At 63.6% G+C, this 25,297-nt stretch carries 25 protein-coding genes; 14 read left to right on the top strand and 11 right to left on the bottom strand.

The window, feature by feature from the left end:
- Nucleotides 1-6: 6 nt before the first annotated feature.
- Nucleotides 7-633 carry a glutathione S-transferase family protein gene (locus AC3RCM_RS10745; protein ID WP_108190621.1) on the bottom strand — a complete coding sequence of 209 codons (627 nt, stop codon included), beginning with the start codon at nt 631-633 and terminating at the stop codon, nt 7-9.
- 281 nt (nt 634-914) lie between these two features.
- Between AC3RCM_RS10745 and AC3RCM_RS10740 the strand changes: the two genes are divergently transcribed.
- Nucleotides 915-1,232 (top strand): DUF2388 domain-containing protein, encoded by a 318-nt coding sequence (locus AC3RCM_RS10740; RefSeq protein WP_064493044.1) that lies wholly within the window; start codon nt 915-917, stop codon nt 1,230-1,232.
- A gap of 60 nt (nt 1,233-1,292) precedes the next feature.
- Here AC3RCM_RS10740 and glcC read toward each other — a convergent pair whose 3' ends face one another.
- Nucleotides 1,293-2,057 (bottom strand): transcriptional regulator GlcC, encoded by a 765-nt coding sequence (glcC, locus tag AC3RCM_RS10735; RefSeq protein ID WP_020192876.1) that lies wholly within the window; start codon nt 2,055-2,057, stop codon nt 1,293-1,295.
- 194 nt (nt 2,058-2,251) lie between these two features.
- On the opposite strand from glcC, the gene glcD reads away from it, so the two are divergent.
- The 6 genes from glcD to pdxR all read left to right on the top strand — a co-directional run bounded on the left by glcD (nt 2,252) and on the right by pdxR (nt 8,442).
- A complete protein-coding gene (gene glcD, locus AC3RCM_RS10730; RefSeq protein WP_457250632.1) occupies nt 2,252-3,751 on the top strand; it encodes a glycolate oxidase subunit GlcD in 1,500 nt (499 codons plus the stop codon).
- On the top strand, nt 3,751-4,803 hold the full coding sequence (gene glcE / locus AC3RCM_RS10725; RefSeq protein WP_457250633.1) for a glycolate oxidase subunit GlcE: 1,053 nt from the start codon (nt 3,751-3,753) through the stop codon (nt 4,801-4,803). Before glcD ends, glcE begins: the two co-directional genes overlap by 1 nt.
- 9 nt (nt 4,804-4,812) lie before the next feature.
- Complete coding sequence (gene glcF, locus AC3RCM_RS10720; RefSeq protein ID WP_198747306.1) at nt 4,813-6,048, top strand: glycolate oxidase subunit GlcF; 1,236 nt, start codon at nt 4,813-4,815, stop codon at nt 6,046-6,048.
- Complete coding sequence (locus AC3RCM_RS10715) at nt 6,041-6,439, top strand: heme-binding protein (RefSeq protein WP_064493040.1); 399 nt, start codon at nt 6,041-6,043, stop codon at nt 6,437-6,439. Before glcF ends, AC3RCM_RS10715 begins: the two co-directional genes overlap by 8 nt.
- A 139-nt stretch (nt 6,440-6,578) precedes the next feature.
- Nucleotides 6,579-6,917: a hypothetical protein gene (locus AC3RCM_RS10710; protein ID WP_012051955.1), complete on the top strand. Its 339-nt coding sequence runs from the start codon at nt 6,579-6,581 to the stop codon at nt 6,915-6,917.
- Between the two features lie 91 nt (nt 6,918-7,008).
- Nucleotides 7,009-8,442: a MocR-like pyridoxine biosynthesis transcription factor PdxR gene (gene pdxR / locus AC3RCM_RS10705; protein ID WP_492629592.1), complete on the top strand. Its 1,434-nt coding sequence runs from the start codon at nt 7,009-7,011 to the stop codon at nt 8,440-8,442.
- Here pdxR and AC3RCM_RS10700 read toward each other — a convergent pair.
- Nucleotides 8,435-9,631 (bottom strand): CynX/NimT family MFS transporter, encoded by a 1,197-nt coding sequence (locus AC3RCM_RS10700; RefSeq protein ID WP_104886202.1) that lies wholly within the window; start codon nt 9,629-9,631, stop codon nt 8,435-8,437. The two genes, pdxR and AC3RCM_RS10700, sit on opposite strands and share 8 nt — an antisense overlap.
- A gap of 200 nt (nt 9,632-9,831) precedes the next feature.
- On the opposite strand from AC3RCM_RS10700, the gene AC3RCM_RS10695 reads away from it, so the two are divergent.
- Complete coding sequence (locus AC3RCM_RS10695; protein WP_064493037.1) at nt 9,832-10,269, top strand: carboxymuconolactone decarboxylase family protein; 438 nt, start codon at nt 9,832-9,834, stop codon at nt 10,267-10,269.
- 280 nt (nt 10,270-10,549) lie between these two features.
- On the opposite strand, the gene AC3RCM_RS10690 is transcribed toward AC3RCM_RS10695, so the two are convergent.
- Nucleotides 10,550-11,638 carry an AraC family transcriptional regulator gene (locus AC3RCM_RS10690; protein WP_104886204.1) on the bottom strand — a complete coding sequence of 363 codons (1,089 nt, stop codon included), beginning with the start codon at nt 11,636-11,638 and terminating at the stop codon, nt 10,550-10,552.
- 168 nt (nt 11,639-11,806) lie between these two features.
- Here AC3RCM_RS10690 and AC3RCM_RS10685 point away from each other — a divergent pair, with 168 nt between their 5' ends.
- The 3 genes from AC3RCM_RS10685 to AC3RCM_RS10675 are packed head-to-tail and all read left to right on the top strand — an operon-like array spanning nt 11,807 to nt 14,447.
- The gene (locus tag AC3RCM_RS10685; protein ID WP_064493035.1) at nt 11,807-12,991 is read left to right on the top strand and encodes an acetyl-CoA C-acyltransferase family protein; all 1,185 of its coding nucleotides are present in this window, start codon (nt 11,807-11,809) and stop codon (nt 12,989-12,991) included.
- Nucleotides 12,992-13,004: 13 nt separating this feature from the next.
- Nucleotides 13,005-13,853, top strand: coding sequence for a 3-hydroxybutyryl-CoA dehydrogenase (locus tag AC3RCM_RS10680; protein WP_104886205.1), 849 nt, complete (start codon nt 13,005-13,007; stop codon nt 13,851-13,853).
- A gap of 12 nt (nt 13,854-13,865) precedes the next feature.
- Nucleotides 13,866-14,447, top strand: coding sequence for a TetR/AcrR family transcriptional regulator (locus AC3RCM_RS10675; protein WP_010954588.1), 582 nt, complete (start codon nt 13,866-13,868; stop codon nt 14,445-14,447).
- Nucleotides 14,448-14,495: 48 nt separating this feature from the next.
- On the opposite strand, the gene AC3RCM_RS10670 is transcribed toward AC3RCM_RS10675, so the two are convergent.
- The 5 genes from AC3RCM_RS10670 to AC3RCM_RS10650 are packed head-to-tail and all read right to left on the bottom strand — an operon-like array spanning nt 14,496 to nt 20,995.
- Nucleotides 14,496-14,873 carry a response regulator gene (locus AC3RCM_RS10670; RefSeq protein WP_003256176.1) on the bottom strand — a complete coding sequence of 126 codons (378 nt, stop codon included), beginning with the start codon at nt 14,871-14,873 and terminating at the stop codon, nt 14,496-14,498.
- 44 nt (nt 14,874-14,917) lie between these two features.
- Nucleotides 14,918-16,144 carry a hybrid sensor histidine kinase/response regulator gene (locus tag AC3RCM_RS10665; protein WP_129933632.1) on the bottom strand — a complete coding sequence of 409 codons (1,227 nt, stop codon included), beginning with the start codon at nt 16,142-16,144 and terminating at the stop codon, nt 14,918-14,920.
- Nucleotides 16,138-16,713 carry a chemotaxis protein CheB gene (locus AC3RCM_RS10660; RefSeq protein ID WP_010954590.1) on the bottom strand — a complete coding sequence of 192 codons (576 nt, stop codon included), beginning with the start codon at nt 16,711-16,713 and terminating at the stop codon, nt 16,138-16,140. The genes AC3RCM_RS10665 and AC3RCM_RS10660 overlap by 7 nt, the downstream gene beginning before the upstream one ends.
- The gene (locus AC3RCM_RS10655) at nt 16,710-17,531 is read right to left on the bottom strand and encodes a CheR family methyltransferase (protein WP_010954591.1); all 822 of its coding nucleotides are present in this window, start codon (nt 17,529-17,531) and stop codon (nt 16,710-16,712) included. Before AC3RCM_RS10655 ends, AC3RCM_RS10660 begins: the two co-directional genes overlap by 4 nt.
- Nucleotides 17,528-20,995 carry a response regulator gene (locus tag AC3RCM_RS10650; protein WP_336088569.1) on the bottom strand — a complete coding sequence of 1,156 codons (3,468 nt, stop codon included), beginning with the start codon at nt 20,993-20,995 and terminating at the stop codon, nt 17,528-17,530. The genes AC3RCM_RS10655 and AC3RCM_RS10650 overlap by 4 nt, the downstream gene beginning before the upstream one ends.
- A 247-nt stretch (nt 20,996-21,242) precedes the next feature.
- Between AC3RCM_RS10650 and AC3RCM_RS10645 the strand changes: the two genes are divergently transcribed.
- Nucleotides 21,243-21,593, top strand: coding sequence for a response regulator (locus AC3RCM_RS10645; RefSeq protein ID WP_010954593.1), 351 nt, complete (start codon nt 21,243-21,245; stop codon nt 21,591-21,593).
- 69 nt (nt 21,594-21,662) lie between these two features.
- Here the strand turns inward: AC3RCM_RS10645 and cobF are convergent, their stop codons facing one another.
- The gene (gene cobF / locus AC3RCM_RS10640) at nt 21,663-22,412 is read right to left on the bottom strand and encodes a precorrin-6A synthase (deacetylating) (protein WP_064493032.1); all 750 of its coding nucleotides are present in this window, start codon (nt 22,410-22,412) and stop codon (nt 21,663-21,665) included.
- A 67-nt stretch (nt 22,413-22,479) separates the two neighbouring features.
- Nucleotides 22,480-23,769: an OprD family porin gene (locus AC3RCM_RS10635; protein ID WP_064493031.1), complete on the bottom strand. Its 1,290-nt coding sequence runs from the start codon at nt 23,767-23,769 to the stop codon at nt 22,480-22,482.
- 361 nt (nt 23,770-24,130) lie between these two features.
- Here AC3RCM_RS10635 and AC3RCM_RS10630 point away from each other — a divergent pair, with 361 nt between their 5' ends.
- Entirely contained in the window at nt 24,131-24,490 is a 360-nt protein-coding gene (locus tag AC3RCM_RS10630) for a histone-like nucleoid-structuring protein, MvaT/MvaU family (RefSeq protein WP_010954596.1), read from the top strand.
- A gap of 224 nt (nt 24,491-24,714) precedes the next feature.
- Nucleotides 24,715-25,242 (top strand): lactoylglutathione lyase, encoded by a 528-nt coding sequence (gloA, locus tag AC3RCM_RS10625; RefSeq protein WP_020192077.1) that lies wholly within the window; start codon nt 24,715-24,717, stop codon nt 25,240-25,242.
- Nucleotides 25,243-25,297: the final 55 nt, after the last annotated feature.

Raw genomic sequence — 25,297 nt, 5'->3', positions numbered from 1 at the left:
AATGGGTCAGGATGCCGTGCGCGGCATCAGCTCATACGGGTGTTTCCACCCCGGCAGTGCCTGGATGCGGGCTTTCCACGCCTCGATGTGCGTGAACGCTGCCAACGGGATACCGGTGTCTTCTGGCATGAACACATACCCCGCCAACGACAGGTCGGCGATGGTCAACCGGCCACCGACCATGAATGGCGTCTTCGCCAGGTGCGCGTCGACAATACGGTAAGCCGCCGTGGCACGCTCGCGCAGGAACCTCGTGACATCGGTTTCGCCGGTGTTCTTCAGGCAGAACAGAAAGCGCAGCGCAGCGTAATAGCTGGTGAACTTATGGTTGTCGAACAGCATCCAGCGCCAGATCTCACGCTTTTCATCTTCATCGCGAGGCCCGAACTGGCCGGTCTGTTCGGCAAGGTATTCCAGAATCAGCGCAGACTGGGTGAAGCGCTTGCCAGCATGCTCCATCACCGGCACCTCGCCCTGCTCGTTCACCTCATCGCGCCAGGTTTGCTCACGCGTCTGGCCATGGAAGAAGTCGACGAACACCGGCTGCCAGTTCTGGCCGGTGAGTTCAAGCATGAGCGCAGCCTTGTAGGCGTTACCGGATTCGGCGAAGCAGTGCAGCTTGTAGTCGGACATGGGCGAACCTTCAGTTTCCTTTGAATGATCGGCAGGGCCCTCTGCGGATTTGCCCGCGAAGCACCATCCACCCAAGCAAATCACGCGCGTCCCGACGCGGTCAATCCATGACACGCTCCGTCGCCAGCTTGCAAACCGCCAGTTCAGCCACATCGTCAGCGGCAGGTGCACCTTATCCCCGACACCCTCCAGCCAGGATAAGGGAACTACCCCAACGCCTCCGCCGTCTTAGACACTGAGTGGTTTATTTCCCTGTGCTTCACGTTACTGGAGAACACGACATGCGCCACCTACTCCTCGCCCCTGCGCTGCTGCTCCTGATGCCTGCCGGTGCTGCCCTGGCCCGCGTCGATGCGGGCGACGTCGCCACCTCGGCCGGTATCTCCGCTTCGCTGTATTCGACCTTCAAGGACGACAAACGGATCATCCCGGCCCGTGACGAACTTTCAGCGTTCGTCGCCAGCGGCGGTGCCATCCGCGGCGCCTATGTGGAGTCGGCGCTTGAACAGGCCCGCAAGGACCATCCAGGGCTGCAGGCCAGTGATGAAGAGCTGGCCCGGGCCATCCTGTCGCAAGATGACCCTGTGGCTGACCATTGAGTAGACCTTTACCGGCCCTCTCGCGGCGCTCAGACGCGAGAGGGCCGCTGCAGGGCCGTTTCAACCCCAGCCATCCATGCGCATGGTCGCCCTGACCAGGCGCTGCTCTTCCTGCTCGATCTCCCGCAAACTGTCGCGTATGCCATTGATATGCTCGCGCGCGGCCCGCTGCGCCTGCTCGGGCAGTTGCTCCATGACCGCGCGATACAAGCGCGCATGCTGCCGATCAATCTGGCGTTTCTGCGTTGGCCGGCAATACAGGTTGTTGACCGAAGCGAACACCGTGCTCAAGGTCAGGTCACTGAGCGATTGCAGGGTATGCACCAGCACCGGGTTATGCGACGCCTCACTGATCGCCCGGTGAAAGGCATGGTCACGGCGGGCATGCTCACGGGCATCGAGCGCCTGCGCAGCCTCGTGCGCAGCCAGCATTTCTTCGTAGCGCCGGCGGATCAGCAGGCGGTCGACGTCGGTAGCCCGCAACGCCGCCAGCCGCGCCGACTCAGCCTCCAGCAACGCCCGGACCTCCAGCAGGTCGAACAGCGTGCGCGGTTGCGAACTGAACAGGTGCATCAAAGGCGTAGCACCCGCCTGCCCGGTGAGATCGGCGACGAACGAACCCCGCCCCTGTTCGGTGTCGATGATGCCGCGCCCACGCAGAACGCGCAGGCCCTCGCGCAAGGCCGAACGTGAACAGCCAAGCTTTTCCACCAGCCGCCGCTCCGACGGCAGTGCCTGGCCCACCTTGAGCACGCCTTCGACGATAAGCCGCTCGACCCGTTCGGCCACCTGGTCGGCGACCTTGGCCTTGCCTTCAGTACCCACTGCGCACACTCCTGCTGGTAGGACCACTTTGACTTATAGCGCCAATCTAGCCAGACAGAACCGTGAATAGACAGTACTGCCCGAAGAAACTGGTAGGACCAGTCAACATCTCACTCGACCCCGAACGCTAGCACGCGCACGCTGCATCGGTGACCGCTTCGCCAACAACAACAAAAACCGTTGCGAGTGAGCCAATGAATATCCTGTATGACGAACGCGTCGATGGCGCGCTGCCCGACGTGGACCTGGCCGCCCTGTTGCAGGCGCTGCGCGATGCACTGCCGGACCTTGAAATCCTGCACCGCGACGAAGACCTCAAACCGTACGAATGCGACGGCCTGTCGGCCTACCGCACCGTGCCACTGCTGGTGGCGCTGCCCGAGCGCCTGGAGCAGGTGCAGACGCTGTTGAAGCTTTGCCACCAGCGCGGCGTACCGGTGGTTGCGCGTGGCGCCGGTACCGGCCTGTCTGGTGGTGCCCTGCCGCTGGCCAAGGGCATCCTGCTGGTGATGGCGCGCTTCAACCGTATCCTCGAGGTCAACCCGCAGGGGCGTTACGCCCGCGTGCAGCCGGGCGTACGCAACCTGGCCATCTCCCAGGCCGCCGCACCCCATGGCATGTACTACGCACCCGACCCTTCCTCGCAAATTGCCTGCTCAATCGGTGGCAATGTCGCCGAAAACGCCGGTGGCGTGCACTGCCTCAAGTACGGCCTGACCGTACACAATGTGCTCAAGGTGGACATCCTTACGGTCGAGGGCGAACGCCTGAGCCTGGGCAGCGATGCCCTGGACAGCCCTGGCTTCGACCTGCTGGCATTGTTCACCGGCTCCGAAGGCATGCTCGGTATCGTCACCGAAGTCACCGTCAAGCTGCTGCCCAAGCCCCAGGTGGCGCGGGTGATACTGGCCAGTTTCGACAGCGTCGAGGACGCCGGCCGGGCAGTCGCCGACATCATCGCTGCCGGCATCATTCCTGGCGGCCTGGAGATGATGGACAACCTGGCGATCCGCGCCGCTGAAGACTTCATCCATGCCGGCTACCCGGTGGACGCGGCGGCGATCCTGCTGTGCGAACTGGATGGCGTGGAAGCCGATGTTCACGACGACTGCGCGCGCGTCGCCGCCGTGCTGACCCAAGCCGGGGCCCGCGAGGTGCGCCTGGCCTGCGACGAAGCCGAGCGCGTTCGCTTCTGGGCCGGGCGCAAGAACGCCTTCCCGGCCGTGGGGCGCATCTCCCCGGACTACTACTGCATGGACGGCACCATCCCGCGCCGCGAGTTACCACGGGTGCTCAAGGGCATCAGCGACCTGTCCGCGGAGTACGGCCTGCGGGTGGCCAACGTGTTCCATGCCGGCGACGGCAACATGCACCCGTTGATCCTGTTCGATGCCAACCTGCCCGGCGAGCTGGAGCGTGCCGAAGCGATCGGCGGCAAGATTCTGGAGCTCTGTGTGAAAGTGGGCGGCAGCATCACCGGTGAACACGGCGTGGGGCGCGAGAAGATCAACCAGATGTGCGCGCAGTTCAACAGCGACGAAATTACCCTGTTCCACGCGGTGAAGGCCGCCTTCGACCCCCAGGGCCTGCTCAACCCCGGCAAGAACATTCCCACCCTGCACCGCTGCGCCGAATTCGGCGCCCTGCACGTGCACCAGGGGCAACTGCCCTTCCCCGAGCTGGAGCGCTTCTGATGAGCATGGACCGCGACATGAGCCAGACGCTGTTGGAGCAGGTCAACCAGGCGCTGAACGAAGGTACGCCGCTGCGCATCCAGGGCAGCAACAGCAAAGCGATGCTCGGCAACCCGGTGGCGGGCCAAGTACTCGACACCCGCAAGCACCGCGGCATCGTCAGCTACGACCCTACCGAGCTGGTACTCACGGCCCGCGCCGGTACCCCCCTGCGCGAGATCGAGGCAGCCCTGCACGAGGCCGGCCAGATGCTGCCCTGCGAACCACCCCACCTGGGCCCCGAGGCCACCTTGGGCGGCATGGTCGCGGCCGGGTTGTCTGGCCCGCGACGGCCGTGGGCCGGGTCGGTGCGCGACTTTGTACTCGGTACACGGGTAATCACTGGCCACGGCAAGCTGCTGCGCTTTGGTGGCGAGGTGATGAAGAACGTCGCCGGCTACGATGTGTCACGCCTGATGGCGGGCAGCTTCGGATGCCTGGGGCTGCTGACCGAGGTTTCGCTGAAAGTGCTGCCACGGCCTCGCCTGTGCCTGAGCCTGCGCCTGGCGATGGGCCGCAATGAAGCGCTGGCCGAGCTGGCCGAATGGGGCCAGCAACCGCTGCCGATCAGCGCCGCCTGCCATGAAGGCGAAACGCTGTACCTGCGCCTGGAAGGCGGCGAAGGGTCGGTGCAGTCGGCACGCCAGCGGCTGGGGGGCGACACGCTCGATAACCGCTTCTGGAGCGACCTGCGCGAACAGCGCCTGGCGTTCTTTGCCGACGCCGCCCCCCTGTGGCGCCTGTCCGTACCCACCGTCACCGGCGAGCTGGACCTGCCCGGCCAGCAACTGATCGACTGGGGGGGTGCCCAGCGCTGGCTCAAGACCTGCGCACCGGCGCAGGCCATTCGCGACCAGGTCGCCAAGGTGGGCGGCCACGCCACCTGCTACGCCCCCGGTGCAGCCAGCAGCCCGCCGCTGCCGGTTGCACTGATGCGCTATCACCGCGCCCTCAAGCAGCAGCTCGATCCCCAGGGGGTGTTCAACCCTGGTCGCCTGTACCCGGACCTGTGAGGCCAGACCATGCAAACCAACCTTAGCGAAACATCGCGCCGCCTGGCCCGCGCCGACGAAGCCGAGCGCATCCTGCGCACCTGCGTACATTGCGGTTTCTGCACCGCCACCTGCCCCACTTACCAGTTGCTGGGCGACGAGCTGGACGGCCCGCGCGGGCGCATCTACCTGATCAAGCAGATGCTCGAGGGCGAGCCGGTCACCGCCAGCACCCAATTGCACCTGGACCGCTGCCTGACCTGCCGCAACTGCGAAACCACCTGCCCATCCGGGGTGAAGTACCACGATCTGCTGGACATCGGCCGCGCAGTGGTCGAGCAGCAGGTGCCACGCCCGCTCGGCCAGCGCCTGTTGCGCCTGGGCCTGCGTGCGGTGGTGCCGCGCCCGGCACTGTTCAAGGCCCTGACCCGCAGCGGCCAGGTGCTGCGCCCGCTGCTACCGGCCTCAGTCAAACGCAAGTTGCCGGCGCAGGTCACCACACCCGGCCAGCGTCCGGCAGTGCGCCATGCGCGCCGGGTACTGATGCTGGAAGGCTGCGTGCAGCCGGCCCTGTCACCCAATACCAATGCCGCTGCTGCGCGGCTGCTCGACCGCCTGGGCATCAGTGTGCAACCGGTCCGGCAGGCCGGATGCTGTGGCGCGGTGGACTATCACCTGAATGCCCAGGAGCAAGGCCTGCAGCGGGCGCGGCGCAATATCGACGCCTGGTGGCCCGCCATCGAAGCGGGTGCCGAGGCTATCGTGCAGACCGCCAGCGGCTGCGGTGCGTTTGTCCGCGACTATGGCCACCTGCTGGAAAAAGACCCCCATTACGCTGCCAAGGCCGCCCGGGTCAGCGCCCTGTCCCGCGATCTGGTGGAAATCCTGCGCGATGAGCCGATCGAACAATTGGCCCTGTGCACCGAACAGCGCCTGGCCTTCCACTGCCCATGCACCCTGCAGCACGCACTGAAGCTGGGCGGCGCGGTAGAGGCGCTGCTGACACGGCTTGGCTTTACCCTGACCTCGGTGCCCGATGGCCACCTGTGCTGTGGCTCGGCGGGGACCTATTCGCTGACCCAGCCAGAACTGTCACTGCAACTTCGCGACAATCGTCTGAATGCGCTGGAAAGCGGTAAACCGCACCTCATTGCCACAGCCAACATAGGCTGCCAGGCCCACCTCGACGGAGCTGGACGCACGCCCGTGCGCCACTGGGTCGAAATCGTCGAAGCAGCCTTGAACCCGGAGCCCGCCCATGCTTAGCAAGTTCGTTATCGGCCAGACCGAAATCGCCCGCGTACTGACCGCCGCCCGCCAGGAAGCCCAGGCCCGACAATGGAGCGTGACCATCGCCGTGGTCGACGACGGCGGCCACCCGCTGGCCCTGGAACGCGTGGACGGCTGTGCGCCGGCCAGTGCCTACATCGCGCTGGAAAAGGCCCGCACCGCCGCACTGGGGCGCAAAGAGACGCGGGATTATGAAGAGATGGTCAATGGCGGCCGTACGGCATTCGTGACCGCCCCCCTGCTGACCAGCCTTGAAGGTGGCGTGCCGCTGCGGGTGGAAGGCCAGGTGGTGGGCGCCATTGGTGTATCCGGCGTCAAATCCGAACAGGATGCCCAGGTGGCCAAGGCGGGGGCTGCTGCCTTGTAGACCCTGAGGTTCGACCACCTCCCAGCATCTTAAGACGTTTCCTACGCCGCCCTCAGAAGCGCCCTACTTGCTGCCTCTGCCCACAGAAAACATGATCGGCACTGGAGGACACAAGGTCGCGATCCAGAGGAGGCTCCGCATGCACCCGTACGCCCGCCCCATCGCCGAACTGCGCAGCAGCCTGCGCGAAATGCTGGCCCATGACATGACCAACCCCGACAACGACCCGCACTTGTCGGGGGTCATGTTCTTCTGCGCCACCGATGAACATTCCCGGCAATTGATCGAACGCATCGAGTTGCTGGCCAGCGAGGTGTTCTTCGACGCGAACGGGCGGGCCATTTCAGAGCATATGAAAGCTTCGACGGTTGAAGGCGTGCGCATCAAGCGCAACCGCAACGCGCCGGAAGACGAAACCGTGATACGCATTGCCCTGGCAGAAAAAGGCTATATCACCGTCAGCACCGCTCGGCTCTGAGCGGTTGGCTCGGCCTCTTCGTAGCCTGTGACAAGCACCTGAGTCGCAGCCAATCCGCTATCCTGAGCAATCCTCCGCTCCGGACCCGCCCATGGAACTGCACATTCGCCTGGAGGGCCGCAAAGGCCTGGCCGATCAGCTTTACCAGCAATTGCGCGATGGTATCGACAGCGGCCACCTGGCCGCCGGCTCCCAACTGCCGCCTACCCGTCTGCTGGCTGAACAACTGGGTGTATCGCGCAAGACTGTGGCCGAGGCCTATTCGCGGCTGACCTACGATAACCTGCTCAGCGGCGTGGTCGGCCGTGGCACATTCGTCACCCCGCGCCATCCGCTGCGCAGTAGCGAATCAGCCACCCTCCCCCTGGCCGGCGCCGCCTCCCTCGAGCGCTGGCAGCAGCGCGCCACCGTGCTCAGCCAACGCCAGTTGCAGGCGCCATCGCGCTATGACTTCGTCGGGGGTGCTTCGAGCAAGGCACAGTTCCCGTTCGACCAGTGGCGCAGTTGCCTGAACTACGCCCTGCGCCGTAGCCAGCGCCACCCCGAGCGACAATTCCCGGCCCAGGGCTTGCCGGAACTGCGCGAAGCCATTGCCCACCACATCGCCTACTCGCGCGGGGTGCACTGCAGCGCAGCCGACCTGCTGGTGTGCAACGGCGCCCAGCAGGCGCTGGACCTGATCGCCCGGGTGCTGGTCGAGCCGGGCTGCCAGGTGGCCATGGAAGATCCTGGCTACCCGCCGGCACGGCAATTGTTCCTGGCCCTAGGGGCACGCCTGCAATCGGTGCCGGTGGATGATGAGGGCCTGTGCGTGGAACAGATCGCCGACGGCACCCGGCTGATCTACGTAACACCCTCGCACCAGTTCCCGCTGGGCATGCCGATGAGCGAGCCACGCCGGCATGCCCTGCTTGCGCGGGCCGCCGAGCTGGGTGCACTGATCATCGAAGACGACTACGACTGTGAGTTCCGCTACCACGGGCCAGCCTCGGACGCGCTGCAGCGTCTGGACCGACATGGGCTGGTCGCCTACGTCGGGACCTTTTCCAAGACCTTGCTGCCCGAGCTGCGCCTGGGCTATGCCGTATTACCGCCTGCCGTACTGCAGGCCGCTTGCGTGGCCAAGCACCTCAGCGACTGGCACAGCCCTACCCTGCTGCAGTGGGCGCTGGCGCGCTTCCTTGGCGAAGGCCACCTGAACAAGCACATCCGCCGCTGCCACGAGGTCTACAGCGCACGCCGCGAGCGCATCCTGGCGCGCCTGGGCGGCGATCTGGCACCGTGGTTCAGCGCCATCCCCGCCAGCGCAGGCTTCCACCTCAGTGCCTTGGCCAAACCCGGGGTGGATGTGGAGTTGTTGGCCAACCTCGCGCGCAAGGTAGAGGTAGGCCTGTATTCCCTGGCACCCTTCTTCAGCGAGGCACCGGTACGGCCGGGGCTATTGATGGGCTTCGGCGCCATCGAACTGCTGGATATCGACCCGGCGCTGGACCGGGTACGCGATACCCTGCAACGCCTCAGTTGACCGGTGCGGCCTTGCCGGTGGCGGCCGGCCGGGCGATAGCCGCCGCATAGCTGCGCGGGTTGAAGCACGCGGTCACCAGCAGCATTGCCATCACGGTCACGGTCAACAGCGTCCACGAAGCCTGGAAGTCGCCACTGACATCCCGCAGCCAACCCGTGATATACGGCACGATGCCGGTGATGATGAAGCCGATACCCTGTACGAACGCCGCCAGGCTGCCGGCTTCGGCAGGCGTTTTCAGGTGTTCCAGGGTCAACGTCAGGCACTGGCTGAAGCAGGCACCCAAGCCAAAGCCGATCATGGCGACCCAAAGCCCGGAAGCCGCCGCAGGTACCAGCAAAAGCCCCAGGAAGCCCGCCAGCTGGATCGCCAGCGCCAGCCACAAACCCGGGCGCCTGTCTGCCCAACGTCGCAGCAGCAGCGGCAGGCCGAGCGCACCGAGCACCTGGAAGACGGTCATCAGGCCCACCAGGTCGGCACCGCCCTGAGCGCTGCCGCCATGCTCGATGTGGTAAGCCGGCAACCAGGCCACCATGCTGGTGTAGCCGCCGTTGATCAGGCCGAAGTACAGGGCCAGCAACCATGCCCGGCGGGTGCCGAACCAGTGCCCGCCCGTGACCGTTCCCAGCTTCGGCGCCTCCTGCCTTGGCCGCAGCAAGGCCCAGGCCAGCACCGCCAGCACGGCCGGGACCGCCCATACGCCCAGGCCCGCCTGCCAGTAGCCGAAATGGCCGCTGATGTGTGGCCCGAGTACTGCAGCCAGGCCGCCGCCGCTCATCAGCGCTGCCGAGTACAGCCCCATCGCCCCGGCCAGACGCCTGGGGAACCAGCGGTTGACCAGCCCCGGCATCATGCCCTGCACCACCGCCACGCCCAGGCCGGCGACCAGCGCACTGGCGATCAGCGCCCAGGCACTGTCCAGCTGCAGGCGCCACAGGCAGGCCAGGGCAATCGCGGCCAGGCCCCCCAGCATGCCGCCATGCTCGCTGACCCAGCGTCGCAGCCACGGTTGCAACAGGGGCACCAGGCCCATGCACAGCACCGGTAGCGCCGTCAGCAAGGCCGCCTGCTGGTAACCCAGGCCGGTGCTGGCGCGCATGGGTTCGAGTAACGGGCCGATACTGGTCAGGATCGGCCGCAGGTTCAACGCCAGCAGGATCACCAGCAACAGGTTCAGTACAGCGCTCATTGTGAGTCGGTTCTCTTGTAACAGGAACTGGCCATTATCCCGGCTCGGCTGGCCTGGCAGAAATGAAGAGATTGGATGCAGGTCAGTGGCCACCTGAATGGACGATTGGCCTCCCGCTTATGCGCAAAATTGGCTATCGGGGTGGCCAATGAGCGGCGCTACAGTAGCGCCATGTCCACCCCACACTTCTGGAGACTGCCATGCACAACCGTATCGAATGGGCCAAACACGCGCCGCAAGCCTACAAAGCCATGGTCGGCCTGGAGCAGGCGCTGGCCAACAGCGGCCTTGAACACTCGCTGCTGGAGCTGATACGCCTGCGCGCTTCGCAGATCAACGGCTGCGCCTACTGCGTCAACCTTCACGCCAACGATGCGCGCAAGGCGGGTGAGACCGAAGCACGCCTGCAGACCTTGTGCGTGTGGCAGGACACCAGCTATTTCACGCCGCGTGAACGTGCTGCCCTGGCCTGGGTCGAGAGCCTGACCCGCTTGCCTGAACGGGGTGCGCCGCAAGAGCAATATGAAGCCCTGCAGGAACACTTCGAGCCGGGCGAGGTGGCCAACCTGACCTTGGCAATTGCCACCATCAATGCCTGGAACCGGTTCGGCGTCGGCTTTGCCATGGTGCCGGCCTGATCCTTTCGGGTGGCCTGTGCTGGCCTATTCGCGGGCAAGCCCGCTCCCACAAATTCTGTGCCCTGTAGGAGCGGGTTTACCCGCGAACACCGGCAGAGCCGGTGCCATCCACCGCGTTGGTTTCTTCGCGGGCATGCCCGCTCCCACAATTCTGTGTCCAGTGCCCTGTAGGAGCGGGTTTACCCGCGAACACCGGCAGAGCCGGTGCCATCCACCGCGTTGGATTTCTTCGCGGGCAAGCCCGCTCCTACAATTCTGTGCGTGCCCTGTAGGAGCGGGTTTACCCGCGAACACCGGCAGAGCCGGTGCCATCCACCGCGTTGGTTTCTTCGCGGGCATGCCCGCTCCTACAGGTAGAACGCAGGCCGGCCAGCCGCGCCCGGTAGCTCCCTGGGCTCTGCCCGGTCCACTTCTTGAACGCCCGGTGGAACGCACTCGGTTCCTGAAACCCCGCCTGCTCGGCAATTTCGGCAATGCTCAACGCACCGTCGCGCAGCCGTTCGAAGGCCATGGCCCGGCGCACTTCATCCTTGATCTGCTGGTACGAACGCCCCTCCCGCTCCAACTGCCGGCGAAAGGTACTGGCACTGATCCCCTGTTGCTGCGCCAGTGCGGCCAATGTCGGCCACTGTCCATAGCGCAATGCCCGCAGGTGCCGATACACCTCAGCCACCAGCCCGTTCTGATTGCGAAAGCGGATCACCAGCCCTTGAGGTGCACTGCGCAGAAAGGTCTTCAGGGCTGCACGGTCCTGCACCACCGGCAGGCGCAGGTAAGCGCTGTCGAACTCCACCTCGGTGCGTCCGCTGCCCAGGCGCAGGTCCGGCCCCCACAGCAGCAAGTCGTCCTCCTGGGCCGGGCGCGACACCGCGAGCTCCGTGCGGTCGATGGCAATCCGTCGCCCGGCCAGCCAGCACAGCATGCCGATCATCAGCACCAGGTAGGTTTCCTCGGCATAGACACGGGTCAAGGGGTCGGCAATGTTCGACTGCACGCTGATCAGCGCCCGGCCGCCACGTACTGTCAGGCTGCCACGCAGGTCACGCAGGAACAGGCCGAAGCCCCCCATGCACTGGCGCAAGGCCTTTTCCAGGTTTGGCTCGAGGATCAACCCCCGGCAGATCAGGGCAAAACTGCCCAGCGGCATGCCATGGCTGTCGAGGCCAAAGAACTCATCGTCCAGGCGCTGGATCAACGCCAGCCACAGCTGGGCGAACGCCTTGGCCGGCACCCGCGCCTGCGGCTGATCGAGCAGCTGCGGGGCGATGCCCACCGCACGCAGCTGGGCATCACGCTCGGCGGGGGTGTCGCGCAGGGCGTGGAGCATGGCGTTGAGGAAGTACACGGCGACTGAATCGCTTTCGCGCATGGCGGTTTTCGCTGTCTATGCTGAGTGGCAAAAAGTGCCAGGTTGTTTGAACAGATTCGGCATAGGCTGCAACAGAGCCTTTGCCTAGACTCGAACCCACTTCGGGGCCGCCAACCATTCTCGCAGAGCCTGGCCCGGTCCCGCCACGCCTTCGCAATCGGAGCCCTTATGAGCAGCGCAGAAATCTACGTCGTCAGTGCCGTCCGTTCAGCCATTGGTGGCTTTGGCGGTTCCCTCAAGGACCTGCCGCTGGCCGACCTGGCCAGCGCCGTGACCCGCGCCGCCATCGAGCGTTCGGGCCTGGCCGCCGAGCAAGTCGGCCACCTGGTGATGGGCACGGTAATCCCCACCGAACCGCGTGACGCCTACCTGGCACGGGTAGCGGCAATGAACGCTGGCATCCCCAAGGAAACGCCGGCATTCAACGTCAACCGCCTGTGCGGGTCTGGCCTGCAGGCTATTGTCTCTGCGGCCCAGGGCCTGTTGCTGGGCGACACCGATGTGGCCGTCGCGGCCGGCGCCGAGTCCATGAGCCGTGGCCCTTACCTGCTGCCACAAGCGCGCTGGGGTGCACGCATGGGTGACCTGCAAGGCATCGACTATACCGTCGGCGTGCTGCAGGACCCGTTCCAGCACTTCCACATGGGCATCACCGCCGAGAACGTTTCGGCCAAGTACGGCATTACCCGCGAAATGCAGGACGAACTGGCACTGACCAGCCAGCGCCGCGCCGCTCGTGCGATTGCCGAGGGCCGCTTCGCCAGCCAGATCGTTGCGCTGGAGCTGAAAACCCGCAAGGGCAGCGTGCAGTTCAGTGTCGACGAGCATGTGCGTGCTGATGTAACCGCCGAGCAACTGGCCGGTATGAAGCCGGTATTCAAGAAAGACGGTACCGTCACCGCCGGCAACGCCAGCGGTATCAACGATGGCGCCGCCGGCCTGGTGTTGGCCACCGGTGACGCGGTGCGCCGCCTGGGCCTGAAGCCACTGGCACGCCTGGTGGGCTACGCCCACGCCGGGGTGGAGCCCGAACTGATGGGCCTGGGGCCGATCCCGGCCACCCGCAAAGTGCTGGAAAAAACCGGCCTGAACCTGCAAGACCTGGATGTGATCGAGTCCAACGAGGCCTTCGCCGCCCAGGCCTGCGCCGTGGCCCGCGAGCTGGGCTTCGACCCGGAAAAGGTCAACCCCAACGGTTCGGGCATTTCCCTGGGCCACCCGGTGGGTGCCACCGGTGCAATCATCGCCACCAAGGCCATCCATGAGCTGCAGCGCATCCAGGGCCGCTACGCGCTGGCCACGATGTGTATCGGCGGTGGCCAAGGCATCGCCGTCGTGTTCGAGCGCGTCTGAGGGAGGCTGACACATGAGCATTGAACAGATCGCCGTGATCGGCGCGGGCACCATGGGCAACGGCATTGCCCAGGTGTGCGCCATTGCCGGCTACCAGGTGCTGCTGGTGGATGTTTCCGACGCAGCGCTTGAGCGCGGTGTGGCCACCTTGAGCAAGAACCTCGAGCGCCAGGTCAGCAAGGGCACCCTCGACGCCGACAAAGCCGCAGCCGCCAAAGCCCGCATCCGCACCAGCACCGACTACGCCCAGCTCAGCGCTGCACAGCTGGTGATCGAAGCGGCTACCGAGAACCTGCAGCTCAAGCAGCGCATCCTGCAGCAGGTGGCAGCCAACGTTGCCGCCGACTGCCTGATCGCCACCAACACCTCGTCGCTGTCGGTGACCCAACTGGCTGCCAGCATCGAGCACCCCGAGCGCTTCATTGGTGTGCACTTCTTCAACCCGGTACCGATGATGGCGCTGGTGGAGATCATTCGTGGCCTGCAGACCAGCGACCACACCTACGCCCAAGCGCTGGTGGTGACCGAAAAAGTCGGCAAGACCCCGATCACCGCCGGCAACCGCCCGGGCTTCGTGGTCAACCGCATCCTGGTGCCAATGATCAACGAGGCGATCTTCGTGCGCCAGGAAGGCCTGGCCAGTGCCGAGGACATCGACACCGGCATGCGCTTGGGCTGCAACCAGCCGATCGGCCCGCTGGCCTTGGCCGACCTGATCGGTCTGGACACCCTGCTGGCGATCATGGAGGCCTTCCATGAAGGCTTCAACGACAGCAAGTACCGCCCTGCTCCACTGCTCAAGGAAATGGTCGCGGCCGGCTGGCTGGGGCGCAAGAGCGGTCGTGGTTTCTTCACCTACTGAGGACCAAGCGCCATGCCCCCGGTCAATGCCGCAATGCGCTGTGCCAACTTTGAGGAGCGACGTGACCGGGCCATGGCATTGTTTGCCGAAAAGGGCTTTGGCCAGGTCAGCATGCGCGAGCTGGCGGCCCATGTGGGGCTGACCGCCGGCTCGCTGTACCATCACTTTCCCAGCAAGCAGGACCTGCTGTACGACTTGATCGAAGAGTTGTACGAAGAGCTGCAGGCCACCCTGGACCAGGCCCGCCGGGCCATGGCCCGTGGGGCATCGGCGTTGAGCTGCCTGATTGCTGCGCACTGGCAGCTGCATGCCGAGCGGCCGCTGCAGTTCCGGCTGGCCGAACGGGATTTGTGTTGTTTGAGTGAGGCGCAACAGGCGCACCTGGCCTCGTTGCGCAAGCGCTATGAGGCGGGTTTGCTGCGCCTGATCGCACCGCAAGCAAAACTGCCGGGGCAAGCGTTGGACGCCACAGCGCATGTACTGGCGACGCTTCTCAACCAGCTGCCGGGGTTGCTCAAAGCAATGCCTGAAGAGCAGGGCTTGGAGCTGATGGAAAACTTGCTGGTCGGGGGCATTGAGCGGACGCTGCGATAGCCTGCCAGGGCCTCTGCGCGGGCCTGCCCCGCGAAGAGGCCGGATGCCTCAGCGCAACAGCGACTGGATCTGCTCGTGCAAGGTATCCAGGTCAAACGGCTTGGCCAGGATAGGGGCCTTGCGGGTGATCGGGCTGCCAGATTCGAGAATCTCCGCCGGGTAGCCGCTGATGAAAATCACCTTCAGGTCGGGCCGCAGCTTCACCGCGGGCTCGGCAATATCCACCCCCGAGATCCCCCCCGGCAAACGGAAGTCCGTCACCATCAGGTCCAGGTGCGGTTTGCTGGCCAGGATGGCAAACGCCTGCTCGCCATCCTCAGCCACCAGGACGTGGTACCCCTCACCCGCCAGGTAGTCGCGCAAAATCATGCGAATCGCCGGTTCATCCTCGACGACCAGAACCACATCTTGTGCATCTTCACTCATGTTAACGCCTTGAAATACTTACAGTTGGCCATCAGACCCCAGGCTTACACAGAGGTTGCCCGCGCCTGGTCGTTTTGTTCTTTGAATGTTGCCAGCGGCAATTGCAGGGTGAATGTGGCACCCTTGCCCTCCTCGCTTTCAACCTGTATCCGGCCACCGTGCGCCTGGACGATCTGCTCGGAGATGTACAGCCCCAAGCCCAGACCTCCGCTGGCCTGCTGGGCAGCGACCCGCTCGAACTGCTGGAAGATCCGCTGCTGGTTGGCGGCGCTGATACCGATGCCGTGATCCTGCACCTGCACCCAGGCCATGCCGCCCTGCTCGAACACCCGCACCTGCACCGGATTGCGCTCGCCGTAACGCATTGCATTGGACAACAGGTTGGCCACTACTTGTTCAATCCGGAATTCGTCCCACTCACCCTTCAGCGCTTCGCAACGCTGCAATTCGATGTGTGTTTCCAGGGCCATGGCCTGCGCTGTGAAGTTTTCCACCAGCCCACGCACCAGTTGGCCCAGGTCAAACAGTTTGGGCCGCAGCGACAGTTTACCGGTCCGGATGCGCGAAACATCGAGCATGTCCTCGACCAACCGGATCAGACTGTTGATCTGCCGTTCGTCGCGCTCGACCATGGCCTGCAGCTTGTCGACACTGAACGCTTCCAGGTTGCCGCGTGCCAGGTGCATCTTGCGCAACTGGGTTTCCAGGATCAGGCCATTGAGCGGCGTACGCACCTCGTGGGAGACGATCGACATGAAGTCGTCACGCATGCGCACGGCGTGCTCCAGCTCACACCGTGCCACCTGCAGCTGGCTGAGCAGCAGCTCCTGTTCCTGGCGGCTCTGCTCCAGGGCTTCCAGCTGCCGGCCAAGCACCTTGCGCTGGCGGAACAGGTCGACGAACACCGAGACCTTGCTTTTTACCGCCAGGGTGTCGAGCGGCTTGTGCAGAAAGTCCACGGCCCCGCTCTCGTAGCCCTTGAAGGCATAATTCATCTCGCGGCCCGCCGCGCTGACGAAGACGATCGGGATGTGCTTGGTCTTGTCGGTACCGCGCATCAGCTCGGCCAGTTCGAAACCGTTCATGCCCGGCATCTGCACATCGAGAATGGCCAGTGCGAACTCGTGCTCGAGCAGCAACGACAAGGCAGCCTCGGCAGACTGTGCCTGGTGCACCTCGCGGTCCTCGCCCTGGATCAGGGCGTCGAGCGCCAGCAGGTTTTCCGGCAAGTCGTCGACAATCAGCAGTTTGGCGGTAGTGTGGCTTAGCATGCGCTGTATTCCAGGGTCGCGAGCAACTGCCCGATACCGCTCAGAGTAAGGATATGGTCGGGCTGGTGCAGGGCCAGGGCGGCCTCCGGCATCAGGGCAACCTGTGCGTCACGAGGGTCCTGGACGATCGTGCGCCCCCCATTGTTCTTGATGTAGGCAAGGCCCCTGGCGCCGTCTTCGTTGGCCCCGGTGAGCAGCACACCCAGCAGGCCATCGCCATAGGCATCGGCCGCCGAGATGAACAGGAAGTCGATCGCCGGGCGCGAGAAGTGCACGGGTTCTTCCTGGCTCAGCGACAGCGTCAGGTCGCGTTCCACCGACAGGTGGTAACCCGGCCCCGCCACATAGATCTGCCCGCTGCTGATGCTCTCCTTGTCACGTGCCTCGCATACCGGCCGATGCAGCCGCCGCTGCAGCACGCCAGCCAGTTGGCTGTGGCGGTCGTCTGGCAGGTGCAGCACGCAGAGCACCGGTATGGCGAACGCCGATGGCAGCGTGCCGAGCACCTGGAACAATGCCGCCACGCCACCGGCCGAGGCGCCGATCACCACTGCGCGTACGCCGCTCATGATTTACGGAAGATCCGTTGGGGCTTGACCAGCGGCTCGAAACGGTCGCTGTAGGCCGAAAAGTCCACCGACTCCTTGCTACCCAACACCAGGAAACCGCGGTGGCAGAGCGACTCATGGAACAGGCCCAGCGCCCGATCCTGCAGGTCCTTGTTGAAGTAGATCAGCACATTGCGGCACGACACCAGTTGGGTCTCGGAGAACACGCTATCGGTGGCCAGGCTGTGGTCGGCGAAGGTCACGTTGTCGCGCAGGCTGCTGTCCATGATGGCGTTGCCATAGGCGGCGGTGTAGTACTCGGCGAAGTCACGGCGGCCACCGGCCAGGCGGTAGTTTTCCTCGTACTCGCGCATGCTCTGCATCGAGTAGATGCCCTGCTTGGCCCTGTCCAGCGAATGCGGGTTGATGTCGGTGGCGTAGATGATGGTGCGTTCAAGCAGCCCTTCCTCACGCAACAGGATGGCCATGGAATACACCTCCTCCCCCGTGCTGCAGCCCGCGATCCAGACTTTGATCGACGGCCAGGTACGAAGCAGCGGCACCACTTCGTTGCGCACGGCAAGGAAGTGGTCAGGGTCACGGAACATCTCGCTGACCGGGATCGTCAGGTACTGCAGCAACTGCATGAACATGCCCGGGTCGTGCAGGACGCGCTCCTGCAGCGCAGACACCGTCAGGCAATCGAACTGACGCAGCGCGTGGAGAATCCGGCGCTTGATCGAAGCGCCGGAATAATTGCGGAAATCGTAGCTGTACTTGAGGTAGATCGCCTCGATCAGCAGTCGGATCTCGATGTCGGTGTTGCGTTCGCTAGTCAAATTCGCTCCAGTTGCGGCAGCCAGACACGGATCAACGAGAACAGGCGGTCCAGGTCGATCGGCTTGGCCAGGTAATCATTGGCACCGGCTTGCAGGCAACGCTGCTGGTCATCCTTCATGGCCTTGGCGGTCACGGCGATGATCGGCAGTTTGCGCCAGCGCGGTTGCTGACGGATCAGGCGGGTGGCCTCGAAGCCGTCCATCTCCGGCATCATCACGTCCATCAGCACCAGGTCGATGTCGTCGTGCTGCTCCAGGCGCTCGATGGCTTCGCGCCCGTTGCGGCCGATTTCGACAATGGCGCCCTTGTGCTCCAGGGCACTGGTCAGGGCGAAGATATTACGCACATCGTCGTCCACCAGCAGCACCTTGCGGCCCTCGAACACCTTGTCGCGGCTGCGCGCGGTCTTGAGCATGCGTTGACGCTCGTTGGACAGCTGCGATTCGACCTTGTGCAGGAACAGCGTTACCTCGTCCAGCAGGCGCTCCGGCGAACGTGCGCCCTTGATGATGATCGAGCGTGAATACTTGAGCAGGTCGGCTTCTTCCTCGCGGGTGAGGTTGCGGCCGGTATACACGATCACCGGCGGGAAGGCGCGGATATCCTCGGCGGTCATGCGCTTGAGCAGTTCGTTGCCGAGCATGTCTGGCAGCTTGAGGTCGATGATCATGCAGTCGTAGATGTTCTGGCGCAACAGCGCCAGTGCATCCTGGGCCATGGCGACGGCCGTGATCTCGACATCGTCGTCGCCGATCAGCCGGGCGATGCTCTCGCGCTGCAGGTCGTCGTCTTCCACCAGCAGGATGTGCTTGAGCTTTTGCGTGAGCTTGGCTTCCAGGCGAGCGAACACCTCCTTGAGCTCCTCGCGGCTGGTGGGTTTGACCGCATACCCCACCGCCCCCATGTGCATGGCCGCCTCGACGCGGTCTTCCACCGAAATGATGTGCACCGGGATATGGCGGGTGCTGGCCTGCTCCTTGAGGCGCTGCAGGACGGTCAGGCCTGAGTGGTCGGGCAGGCGCATGTCCAGCAGGATCGCATCCGGAATGTACTGGGCCGCCAGCTCGAAGCCTTCGTCGGCGCCATGGGCCACCAGGCAGCTATAGCCCAGCTCATGGGCCAGGTCGAAGAGGATGCGGGCAAAGTTTGGCTCGTCTTCGATCACCAGAATGCAGCGGGTATCGAAAGGGGCCCGCTCGCGGTCGTCGGCAAAGGCCGGCGCCGGGCGCGTGACAGCGGCGGCCAGCGGCGCTTGCGGTGCAGGCGGCAACGCATCGACGGCCGGGCGCAGGCTTTGCGGCTCGACGTCTTCGGACTCGGCGGCATAGCGCTCCGGCAGAATCAGGCTGAACACGCTGCCTTGCCCGGGGCTGCTGTCGACATTGATCTGGCCTCCGAGCAAATGCGCCAGGTCACGGGAGATCGACAGACCCAGGCCAGTGCCACCATAACGGCGATTGCTGGTGCCATCGACCTGGTGGAAGGCGCCGAAGATCGCCTGCTGCTGATCGGCCGCAATGCCGATGCCGGTGTCACGGACTGCGAACACGATACCGCTGTCAGCGTGGAAGCTGACGTTCATGCTGACCTGGCCACGCTCGGTGAACTTGATGGCGTTGGACAACAGGTTCTTGAGGATCTGCTCCAGGCGCTGACGGTCGGTGAACAGCGTGACCGGTACATGCGGCTCGACCTTGACCTCGAAGGCAAGCCCCTTGTGACCGGCAAGCGGCTGGAACATGCCGCGCAAGCCTTCGACCAGGCGCTCGACCTGGGTGGTTTCGGGCCGTACTTCAAGCTTGCCGGCCTCGACCTTGGCGATATCGAGAATGTCGTTGATCAGGTTGAGCAGATCGTTGCCGGCCGAGTAGATGGATTCGGCGAACTTGACCTGCTCCTCGCTGAGGTTGCCTTCAGCGTTTTCTGCCAACAGCTTGGCCAGGATCAGCGAGCTGTTTAGCGGCGTGCGCAGCTCATGGGACATGTTGGCGAGGAATTCGGACTTGTACTTGCTCGATCGCTGCAGGTCGTCGGCACGGGCCTGCAGCTCCAGCTGCGCCTGGCTCAGCTCATCGTTCTTGCGGTCCAGCGCTTCGGTGCGTTCCGACAACTGCTCGTTGGTCTGCTCGAGTTCGGCCTGTTGGGTTTCCAGATGGGCCTGAGACTCCTTGAGCACCCGTGACTGCTCTTCGAGCTCTTCGTTGGCAGTCTTGAGCTCTTCCTGCTGCACCTGCAGCTCTTCATTGAGTTGCTGGGTTTCGGCCAGCACTTCCTGCAGGCGCTGGCGATAACGGGCACTCTCGATGGACATGCCCAGGTTGCCGCCAACCCGCTCCAGCAGCTCTTCATCCCGCTCTTGCAAGGGGCGCAGGAAACCCAGCTCGATCACCCCGTTGATCTGCCCGTCTTCGGTCGCCGGCATCAGCAGTGCGCTGCGCGGCAAGCCGCTGCCCAGGCCGGAACTGAAGCGATAGAAATCTTCGGGCAGTTCCTCCAGGCGCAGCAAGCGGCCTTCGCGGACCGCCTGGGCCAACAGGCCATGGTGGTCCGACTCGATCTGCTCTCGGGCCTGCTCTTCGGTACTCAGGCCATAACAGGCCACACGCACCAGCCGGCCATGCTCGTCGCGCACGTACACGGCGCCCACCACGCTGCCCAGATAAGAGGCAAAGAAGCGCAGGATGTTCTCGCCAAGCATGGGCAAGGTCAGCTGCCCGAGTACCTGCTGCGCCAGTTGGGTCTGGCCGGTGCGCAACCAGGCCTGGTGCTCCAGGCGCTGCGCCGAGCGTTGCTGGGCTTGCAGGTTGTCAGCGTAGTTGGCCGAAAGTGCCAGCAGGTCGCGACGGCCCAGGTAGGCCAGCAATGCACTGAGGCCGACAATGAACAGCACGAAAGCCGAAATCGCCGTCACGGTGACGGTACTGACTTTTTCGTTACGGGCCATGCGCAATTGTTGTTCGGTAATGATCAGGTCATCGAATTCCTTGCGGATTTCATCGGTGATGCGCTTGCCCCGGCCATTGCCGATCGAGGCCTGGTAATCGCCCTGGCTGCGGCGCAGGCTGATCATCTCGCTGCCGAAGTCGTTCCAGGCCTGCTGCAAGGCCATCAGCCGGTCAATACGGTCAACCTGCTGCGGGTTGTCCTCGACCATGCTGCGCAGGCTTTGCAGGCTGCCGAGAATACGTGGCTTGGCCACCTCGTAGGGATCAAGGAAGCGCTCGTCGCCCGTGATCAGGAAGCCGCGCATGCCCGTTTCCATGTCGATCGACAGCTTGACCGCTTCGTTGGCATTGCCGATCACCCGGTCGGTGTGCTCGACCCACTGCATGGCCGAAAGCAGGTAATTGATCACCGCAACGAAGGCCACGGCCCCCAGCAGGCCAACCCCCAGGGGGAGGCCGATGTTGCGGCTCAACAGCTTGCGAAAGCTTCGCTGGTCCATCGAGGCTGCTTGAATCATGAGAAAACGCCCGAGCTAGAAAAGTCCATTGAAAAGAGTGGCCGATCCGTCGTTGTTGTTATCTGCCACTGCCTGTCCTGATATGCGAGTCTAACCAGCTTTGACGGGTCTGGCAGGGCATTGAGCCAGTATTTGAAGGTTGCGTTCTGCAATCGTTCCATCTATTTGCATGGAGCGGTATCCTCGGGAACTTCTGATGCCGCGCGGTACACAGATTAAAGACACTCATTTGTACAGGATTTGAACCATGCACCTTCTGGTAGTCGAAGACGACGACATCGTACGCATGCTGATGGTCGAAGTGCTCGACGACTTGGGCTACAAGGTCATCGAGGCAGAAGACGCCACAGCCGCCCTGCGTGTACTTGAAGACCCCAGCCAGGCACTGGCACTGATGATGACCGACGTGGGTCTACCGGACATGCGAGGTGAGGAGCTGGCGGGAAAAGCGCGCGAACTGCGGCCACTGTTACCGGTGCTGTTCGCCAGCGGCTACGCCGACAGTTTCAATGTGCCGGAGGGCATGCACCTGATCGGCAAGCCGTTCAGCATCGACCAGTTGCGGGACACGGTGGTGGGTATTCTGGGTACCCCTTGAGCACGGCGGAGCCTGTTTCGCTCGTAGGCGCGGGCGTGCCCGCGAAGAGGCCGATACAGGCAACCCACCTCACAGCTCTCTGCGCAGCAGATAGGTATCCATGATCCACCCCTTGCGCGCCCGCTCCCGCTCGCGCACTTCCAGTATCTGCGCCTTCACCGCCTGCAACGGCCCGGCAATCAGCACTTCATCCTCGGTCCCCAGGTACGCGCCCCAGTAGATGGTCAACGCCGGGTCATCGAGCCCGGCAAAGGCGCACTGCCCGTCGAGCATCACCACCACATTGTCGACAGCCCCCTGCTCGGCCAGGCGTCGCCCCGGCAGCACGGTCAGGGGCTCGCCGATGCGGTTGAGCGGCACCTGATGCCGCGCCGCCAGCGCCTGCACACTGCTGATGCCAGGGATGACCTGCAAGCGCAGCGTCACGCCCTGTTCGCGAACCAGGTCGAGTATGCGCAGGGTGCTGTCGTACAGGGTGGGCTCGCCCCACAGCAGGAAGGCACCTGTTTCCCCGTCGCCAATTTCCTCCTCGATAAGGCGCGCATACAGCGCAGCACGCTGCCGGTGCCAGTTCTGCACCGCGCCCAGGTAGTCTTGCGCCTGCGCATCGCGCAACGGGTCGACCACCGGCACCAGGCGATAACCACCTTCGGGGCGATAGCGCTGCAGAATGGCCTTGCGCAGGCGCACCAGTTCATTTTTGTCGTCGCCCTTGTCGAGCACGAAGAACACGCTGGCACTGCGCAGCGCATCGACCGCTTCATAGGTGACCTGGCGCGGGTCACCCGCGCCGATACCGATCAACAACAGGTCTTTCATTGCCCTGCCCTTTGCGGGAACCCGCCACCATTGTCAGGCGGTTACCGGTATTTGGCAAAGCAGCTGCTTAGAAGATCGAGAAGTTGTAGCTGACAATGACCCGCGTCTCATCCATGTCTCGCGCCCACCGTTCATAGTTGCTGCGGTAAGTGGAATTACGCAGGCGTACGCTGACATCCTTGAAGGTGCCACTTTGCACCTGGTATTTGAACTCGGTGTCGCGTTCCCATTCCTTGCCTTCGACACTGCTACCCGGCACCTTGATATTGTCGCCGTTGATATAACGGGTGAAGAAGGTCAGGCCGGGTACACCCAGCGCCTTGAAGTCGTAGTCATAGCGCACTTGCCAGGAGCGCTCCTGTGCAGCGGCAAAATCATTGACCTGGGCGTAGTTGACCAAGTACGGGTTGCTGCCATCCAGGTACGGCATGGCACTGTTGCCATACATGCGCTGCCAGCCGGCGCTGAGCTTGTGGCCTCCGAGGCTGTAGCCAAGCATGCCGCTGAAGGCGCGATGGTCGATTTCGCCCGCACGGGCATTGCCGATGTCATCACTCTTGATCAGGCGCATGTCAGCCGACAGGCTGCCCACCGACAGCGGCTGACTGGCCACCAGGCCGAGGAAGTGCTGGCGGTAGATATTCTCCAGCTTGGCCACTTGGTACTGCGCGCTGAAACGCTCGTTGAAACGGTAGTCGACACCGGCCAGGTCGAAGTGGTCGGCTTCTGTATCGCAGGCATAACGCTTGTTCTTGCAGTGCACGCGGATGTCCTGGCGGTCGGTGGAATCCCGAGCGGTGTATTTGTCCAGGCGAGCCAGGGTGAACTTCAGGTCGTGCAGTTCTTCAGAGGTGAGCATGGCCCCATGGAACAGGGTCGGCAGCAGACGGCCATCGTTGTACTTGAGCAACGGCACATCCGGCATCATCGAACCGTACTTGAGCACGGTATTGGACACCTTGACCTTGGCCGCCAGGCCCATCTTCGCATACTGGTCGGCCGAGTGCCGGGGGTCGTGGCCAGACGAGGGCAGCAATCCACTGTTGCTGTCGGCCGGGCTGGAATCCAGTTTGAAGCCGAACATGCCCAGCGCATCCACACCAACACCTACCGGGCCTTGCGTATAACCCGATTGCACATTGAGGATAAAGCCTTGTGCCCACTCTTCGCGCTTGGATGCGCCCTGGCTGGAACTGCTGTAACCGTCCCGGAAGTCGCGGTTGAAATAGACATTGCGTGCTTCGATCTTGGCACTGGCGTCTTCAAGAAACCCGGCAGCCTGGGCGTTGACACCGGCACACAATAGAAACAGGCCGGTAACACGGTGCCCAGGGGCGAGGGGGAAAGGGGAAAACATGCGAGGAAACATCCAGAATGAAGACGAGTTAACAACCTGTGGCACCTGTTGGCCACGGTACTGCGGCAGGTCCGAACATGAGTCGACCATCATCTGAAATGATCGCGCAAAGGCTCTGTCACGGGCCATTGGACCATGGTCTAGGCCCTCTGTCGTGCAACCGCAGAAAAACCGGAGAATACCGCGCGCAAAACTAGGAAAGTTCCCGCCTTACTTGCAAAAAGTTAGCAGTTTACCCAGTAGCCATGAATGACTACACTCGATATCAGCGAACAGTGAAACCCAACTGCGTGGCCGGCGTTTTTACGCGTCTTCAATGTTCGTCACGCCCTGCCACGACTGACGTACAGGAGTGATTACAGTGTCCAGACTTGCAGAGTTTCGTGCTGCCGAAAAAGCGCTCCAGGAACAGATGGCGCAACTGGAAGCGTTGAAAAAGGATGCCGGCCTCAAACGCGAAATCGAATTCGAGCAGAAACTAGTCGGCCTGATGAAAAGCTATGACAAGAGCCTGCGCGATATCATCGCCATCCTCGACCCGAAGGCTGTGGCCCGCGCTTCCAGCACACCCCCCAAGCAACAACGCCGCCCGCGGGTGGTCAAGGTCTATCAGAACCCTCACACCGGCGAGCGAATCGAGACCAAAGGCGGCAACCACCGTGGCCTCAAGGCCTGGAAAGAACAGTATGGGGCCGCCACGGTAGAAAGCTGGGTACGCTGATGAAATGCCCACACAGGCTTCACACTTTTTTCACAAGGGCTGGCTCAGTATCGAAACAGCTAAAGGACTAGCGACCCCATCACGCGCCCGCACATGCGGGCCTCTAATTTCAGCGCCCTGCCTTTGCAGGGCGCTTTCATTTGCGCAATCGGCGCACTGCCGTATCATGGCCAGCCTGTCTGTTTTGCCGGCGCCCTGCGCCCGGCCCCGTCTCAGGAGTTCCCATGAGCCTGCACGATCTGCAAACCCTGCCTGGCGTCACCGCGCAACCTGACGCCGCCACCGCCCAGTTCGTCTTCAACCACACCATGCTGCGGGTCAAGGACATCGAGAAGTCGCTGGACTTCTACACCCGCGTTCTGGGCTTCCGCCTGGTGGACAAGCGTGACTTCCCTGAAGCCGCTTTCAGCCTGTACTTCCTGGCCCTGGTCGACCCTGCCCAGATCCCCGCTGATGACACCGCCCGCCACCAGTGGATGAAGTCGATCCCTGGCGTGCTGGAGCTGACCCACAACCATGGCACCGAAAACGATGCCGATTTCGCCTACCACAATGGCAACACCGACCCACGCGGCTTTGGCCACATCTGCATTTCGGTACCCGACGTCCGCGCCGCTTGCGCGCGCTTCGAGGAACTGGAAGTGCCGTTTCAGAAACGCCTGCAGGACGGCCGCATGAACCATCTGGCCTTCGTCAAGGACCCGGACGGTTATTGGATCGAAGTGATCCAGCCAACCGAGCTCGAAGGCTAAGCGTTCGTCGCGGCGCGCTCGTCAGGCCGGGAACTCCCGGCCTCTTGCTGTGGTA

The organism is Pseudomonas sp. GW823-FHT05G12 (assembly GCF_058795575.1).
This window is presented reverse-complemented; position numbering and strand designations above follow the sequence as displayed.

Excerpts from the sequence above, each read along its gene's own strand:
- AC3RCM_RS10745 (WP_108190621.1), bottom strand. The coding sequence starts at position 633 with ATGTCCGACTACAAGCTGCACTGCTTCGCCGAATCCGGTAACGCCTAC.
- AC3RCM_RS10740 (WP_064493044.1), top strand. The coding sequence starts at position 915 with ATGCGCCACCTACTCCTCGCCCCTGCGCTGCTGCTCCTGATGCCTGCC.
- glcD (WP_457250632.1), top strand. The coding sequence starts at position 2,252 with ATGAATATCCTGTATGACGAACGCGTCGATGGCGCGCTGCCCGACGTG.
- glcE (WP_457250633.1), top strand. The coding sequence starts at position 3,751 with ATGAGCATGGACCGCGACATGAGCCAGACGCTGTTGGAGCAGGTCAAC.
- glcF (WP_198747306.1), top strand. The coding sequence starts at position 4,813 with ATGCAAACCAACCTTAGCGAAACATCGCGCCGCCTGGCCCGCGCCGAC.
- AC3RCM_RS10715 (WP_064493040.1), top strand. The coding sequence starts at position 6,041 with ATGCTTAGCAAGTTCGTTATCGGCCAGACCGAAATCGCCCGCGTACTG.
- AC3RCM_RS10710 (WP_012051955.1), top strand. The coding sequence starts at position 6,579 with ATGCACCCGTACGCCCGCCCCATCGCCGAACTGCGCAGCAGCCTGCGC.
- pdxR (WP_492629592.1), top strand. The coding sequence starts at position 7,009 with ATGGAACTGCACATTCGCCTGGAGGGCCGCAAAGGCCTGGCCGATCAG.
- AC3RCM_RS10700 (WP_104886202.1), bottom strand. The coding sequence starts at position 9,631 with ATGAGCGCTGTACTGAACCTGTTGCTGGTGATCCTGCTGGCGTTGAAC.
- AC3RCM_RS10695 (WP_064493037.1), top strand. The coding sequence starts at position 9,832 with ATGCACAACCGTATCGAATGGGCCAAACACGCGCCGCAAGCCTACAAA.
- AC3RCM_RS10690 (WP_104886204.1), bottom strand. The coding sequence starts at position 11,638 with ATGCGCGAAAGCGATTCAGTCGCCGTGTACTTCCTCAACGCCATGCTC.
- AC3RCM_RS10685 (WP_064493035.1), top strand. The coding sequence starts at position 11,807 with ATGAGCAGCGCAGAAATCTACGTCGTCAGTGCCGTCCGTTCAGCCATT.
- AC3RCM_RS10680 (WP_104886205.1), top strand. The coding sequence starts at position 13,005 with ATGAGCATTGAACAGATCGCCGTGATCGGCGCGGGCACCATGGGCAAC.
- AC3RCM_RS10675 (WP_010954588.1), top strand. The coding sequence starts at position 13,866 with ATGCCCCCGGTCAATGCCGCAATGCGCTGTGCCAACTTTGAGGAGCGA.
- AC3RCM_RS10670 (WP_003256176.1), bottom strand. The coding sequence starts at position 14,873 with ATGAGTGAAGATGCACAAGATGTGGTTCTGGTCGTCGAGGATGAACCG.
- AC3RCM_RS10665 (WP_129933632.1), bottom strand. The coding sequence starts at position 16,144 with ATGCTAAGCCACACTACCGCCAAACTGCTGATTGTCGACGACTTGCCG.
- AC3RCM_RS10660 (WP_010954590.1), bottom strand. The coding sequence starts at position 16,713 with ATGAGCGGCGTACGCGCAGTGGTGATCGGCGCCTCGGCCGGTGGCGTG.
- AC3RCM_RS10650 (WP_336088569.1), bottom strand. The coding sequence starts at position 20,995 with ATGATTCAAGCAGCCTCGATGGACCAGCGAAGCTTTCGCAAGCTGTTG.
- AC3RCM_RS10645 (WP_010954593.1), top strand. The coding sequence starts at position 21,243 with ATGCACCTTCTGGTAGTCGAAGACGACGACATCGTACGCATGCTGATG.
- cobF (WP_064493032.1), bottom strand. The coding sequence starts at position 22,412 with ATGAAAGACCTGTTGTTGATCGGTATCGGCGCGGGTGACCCGCGCCAG.
- AC3RCM_RS10635 (WP_064493031.1), bottom strand. The coding sequence starts at position 23,769 with ATGTTTTCCCCTTTCCCCCTCGCCCCTGGGCACCGTGTTACCGGCCTG.
- gloA (WP_020192077.1), top strand. The coding sequence starts at position 24,715 with ATGAGCCTGCACGATCTGCAAACCCTGCCTGGCGTCACCGCGCAACCT.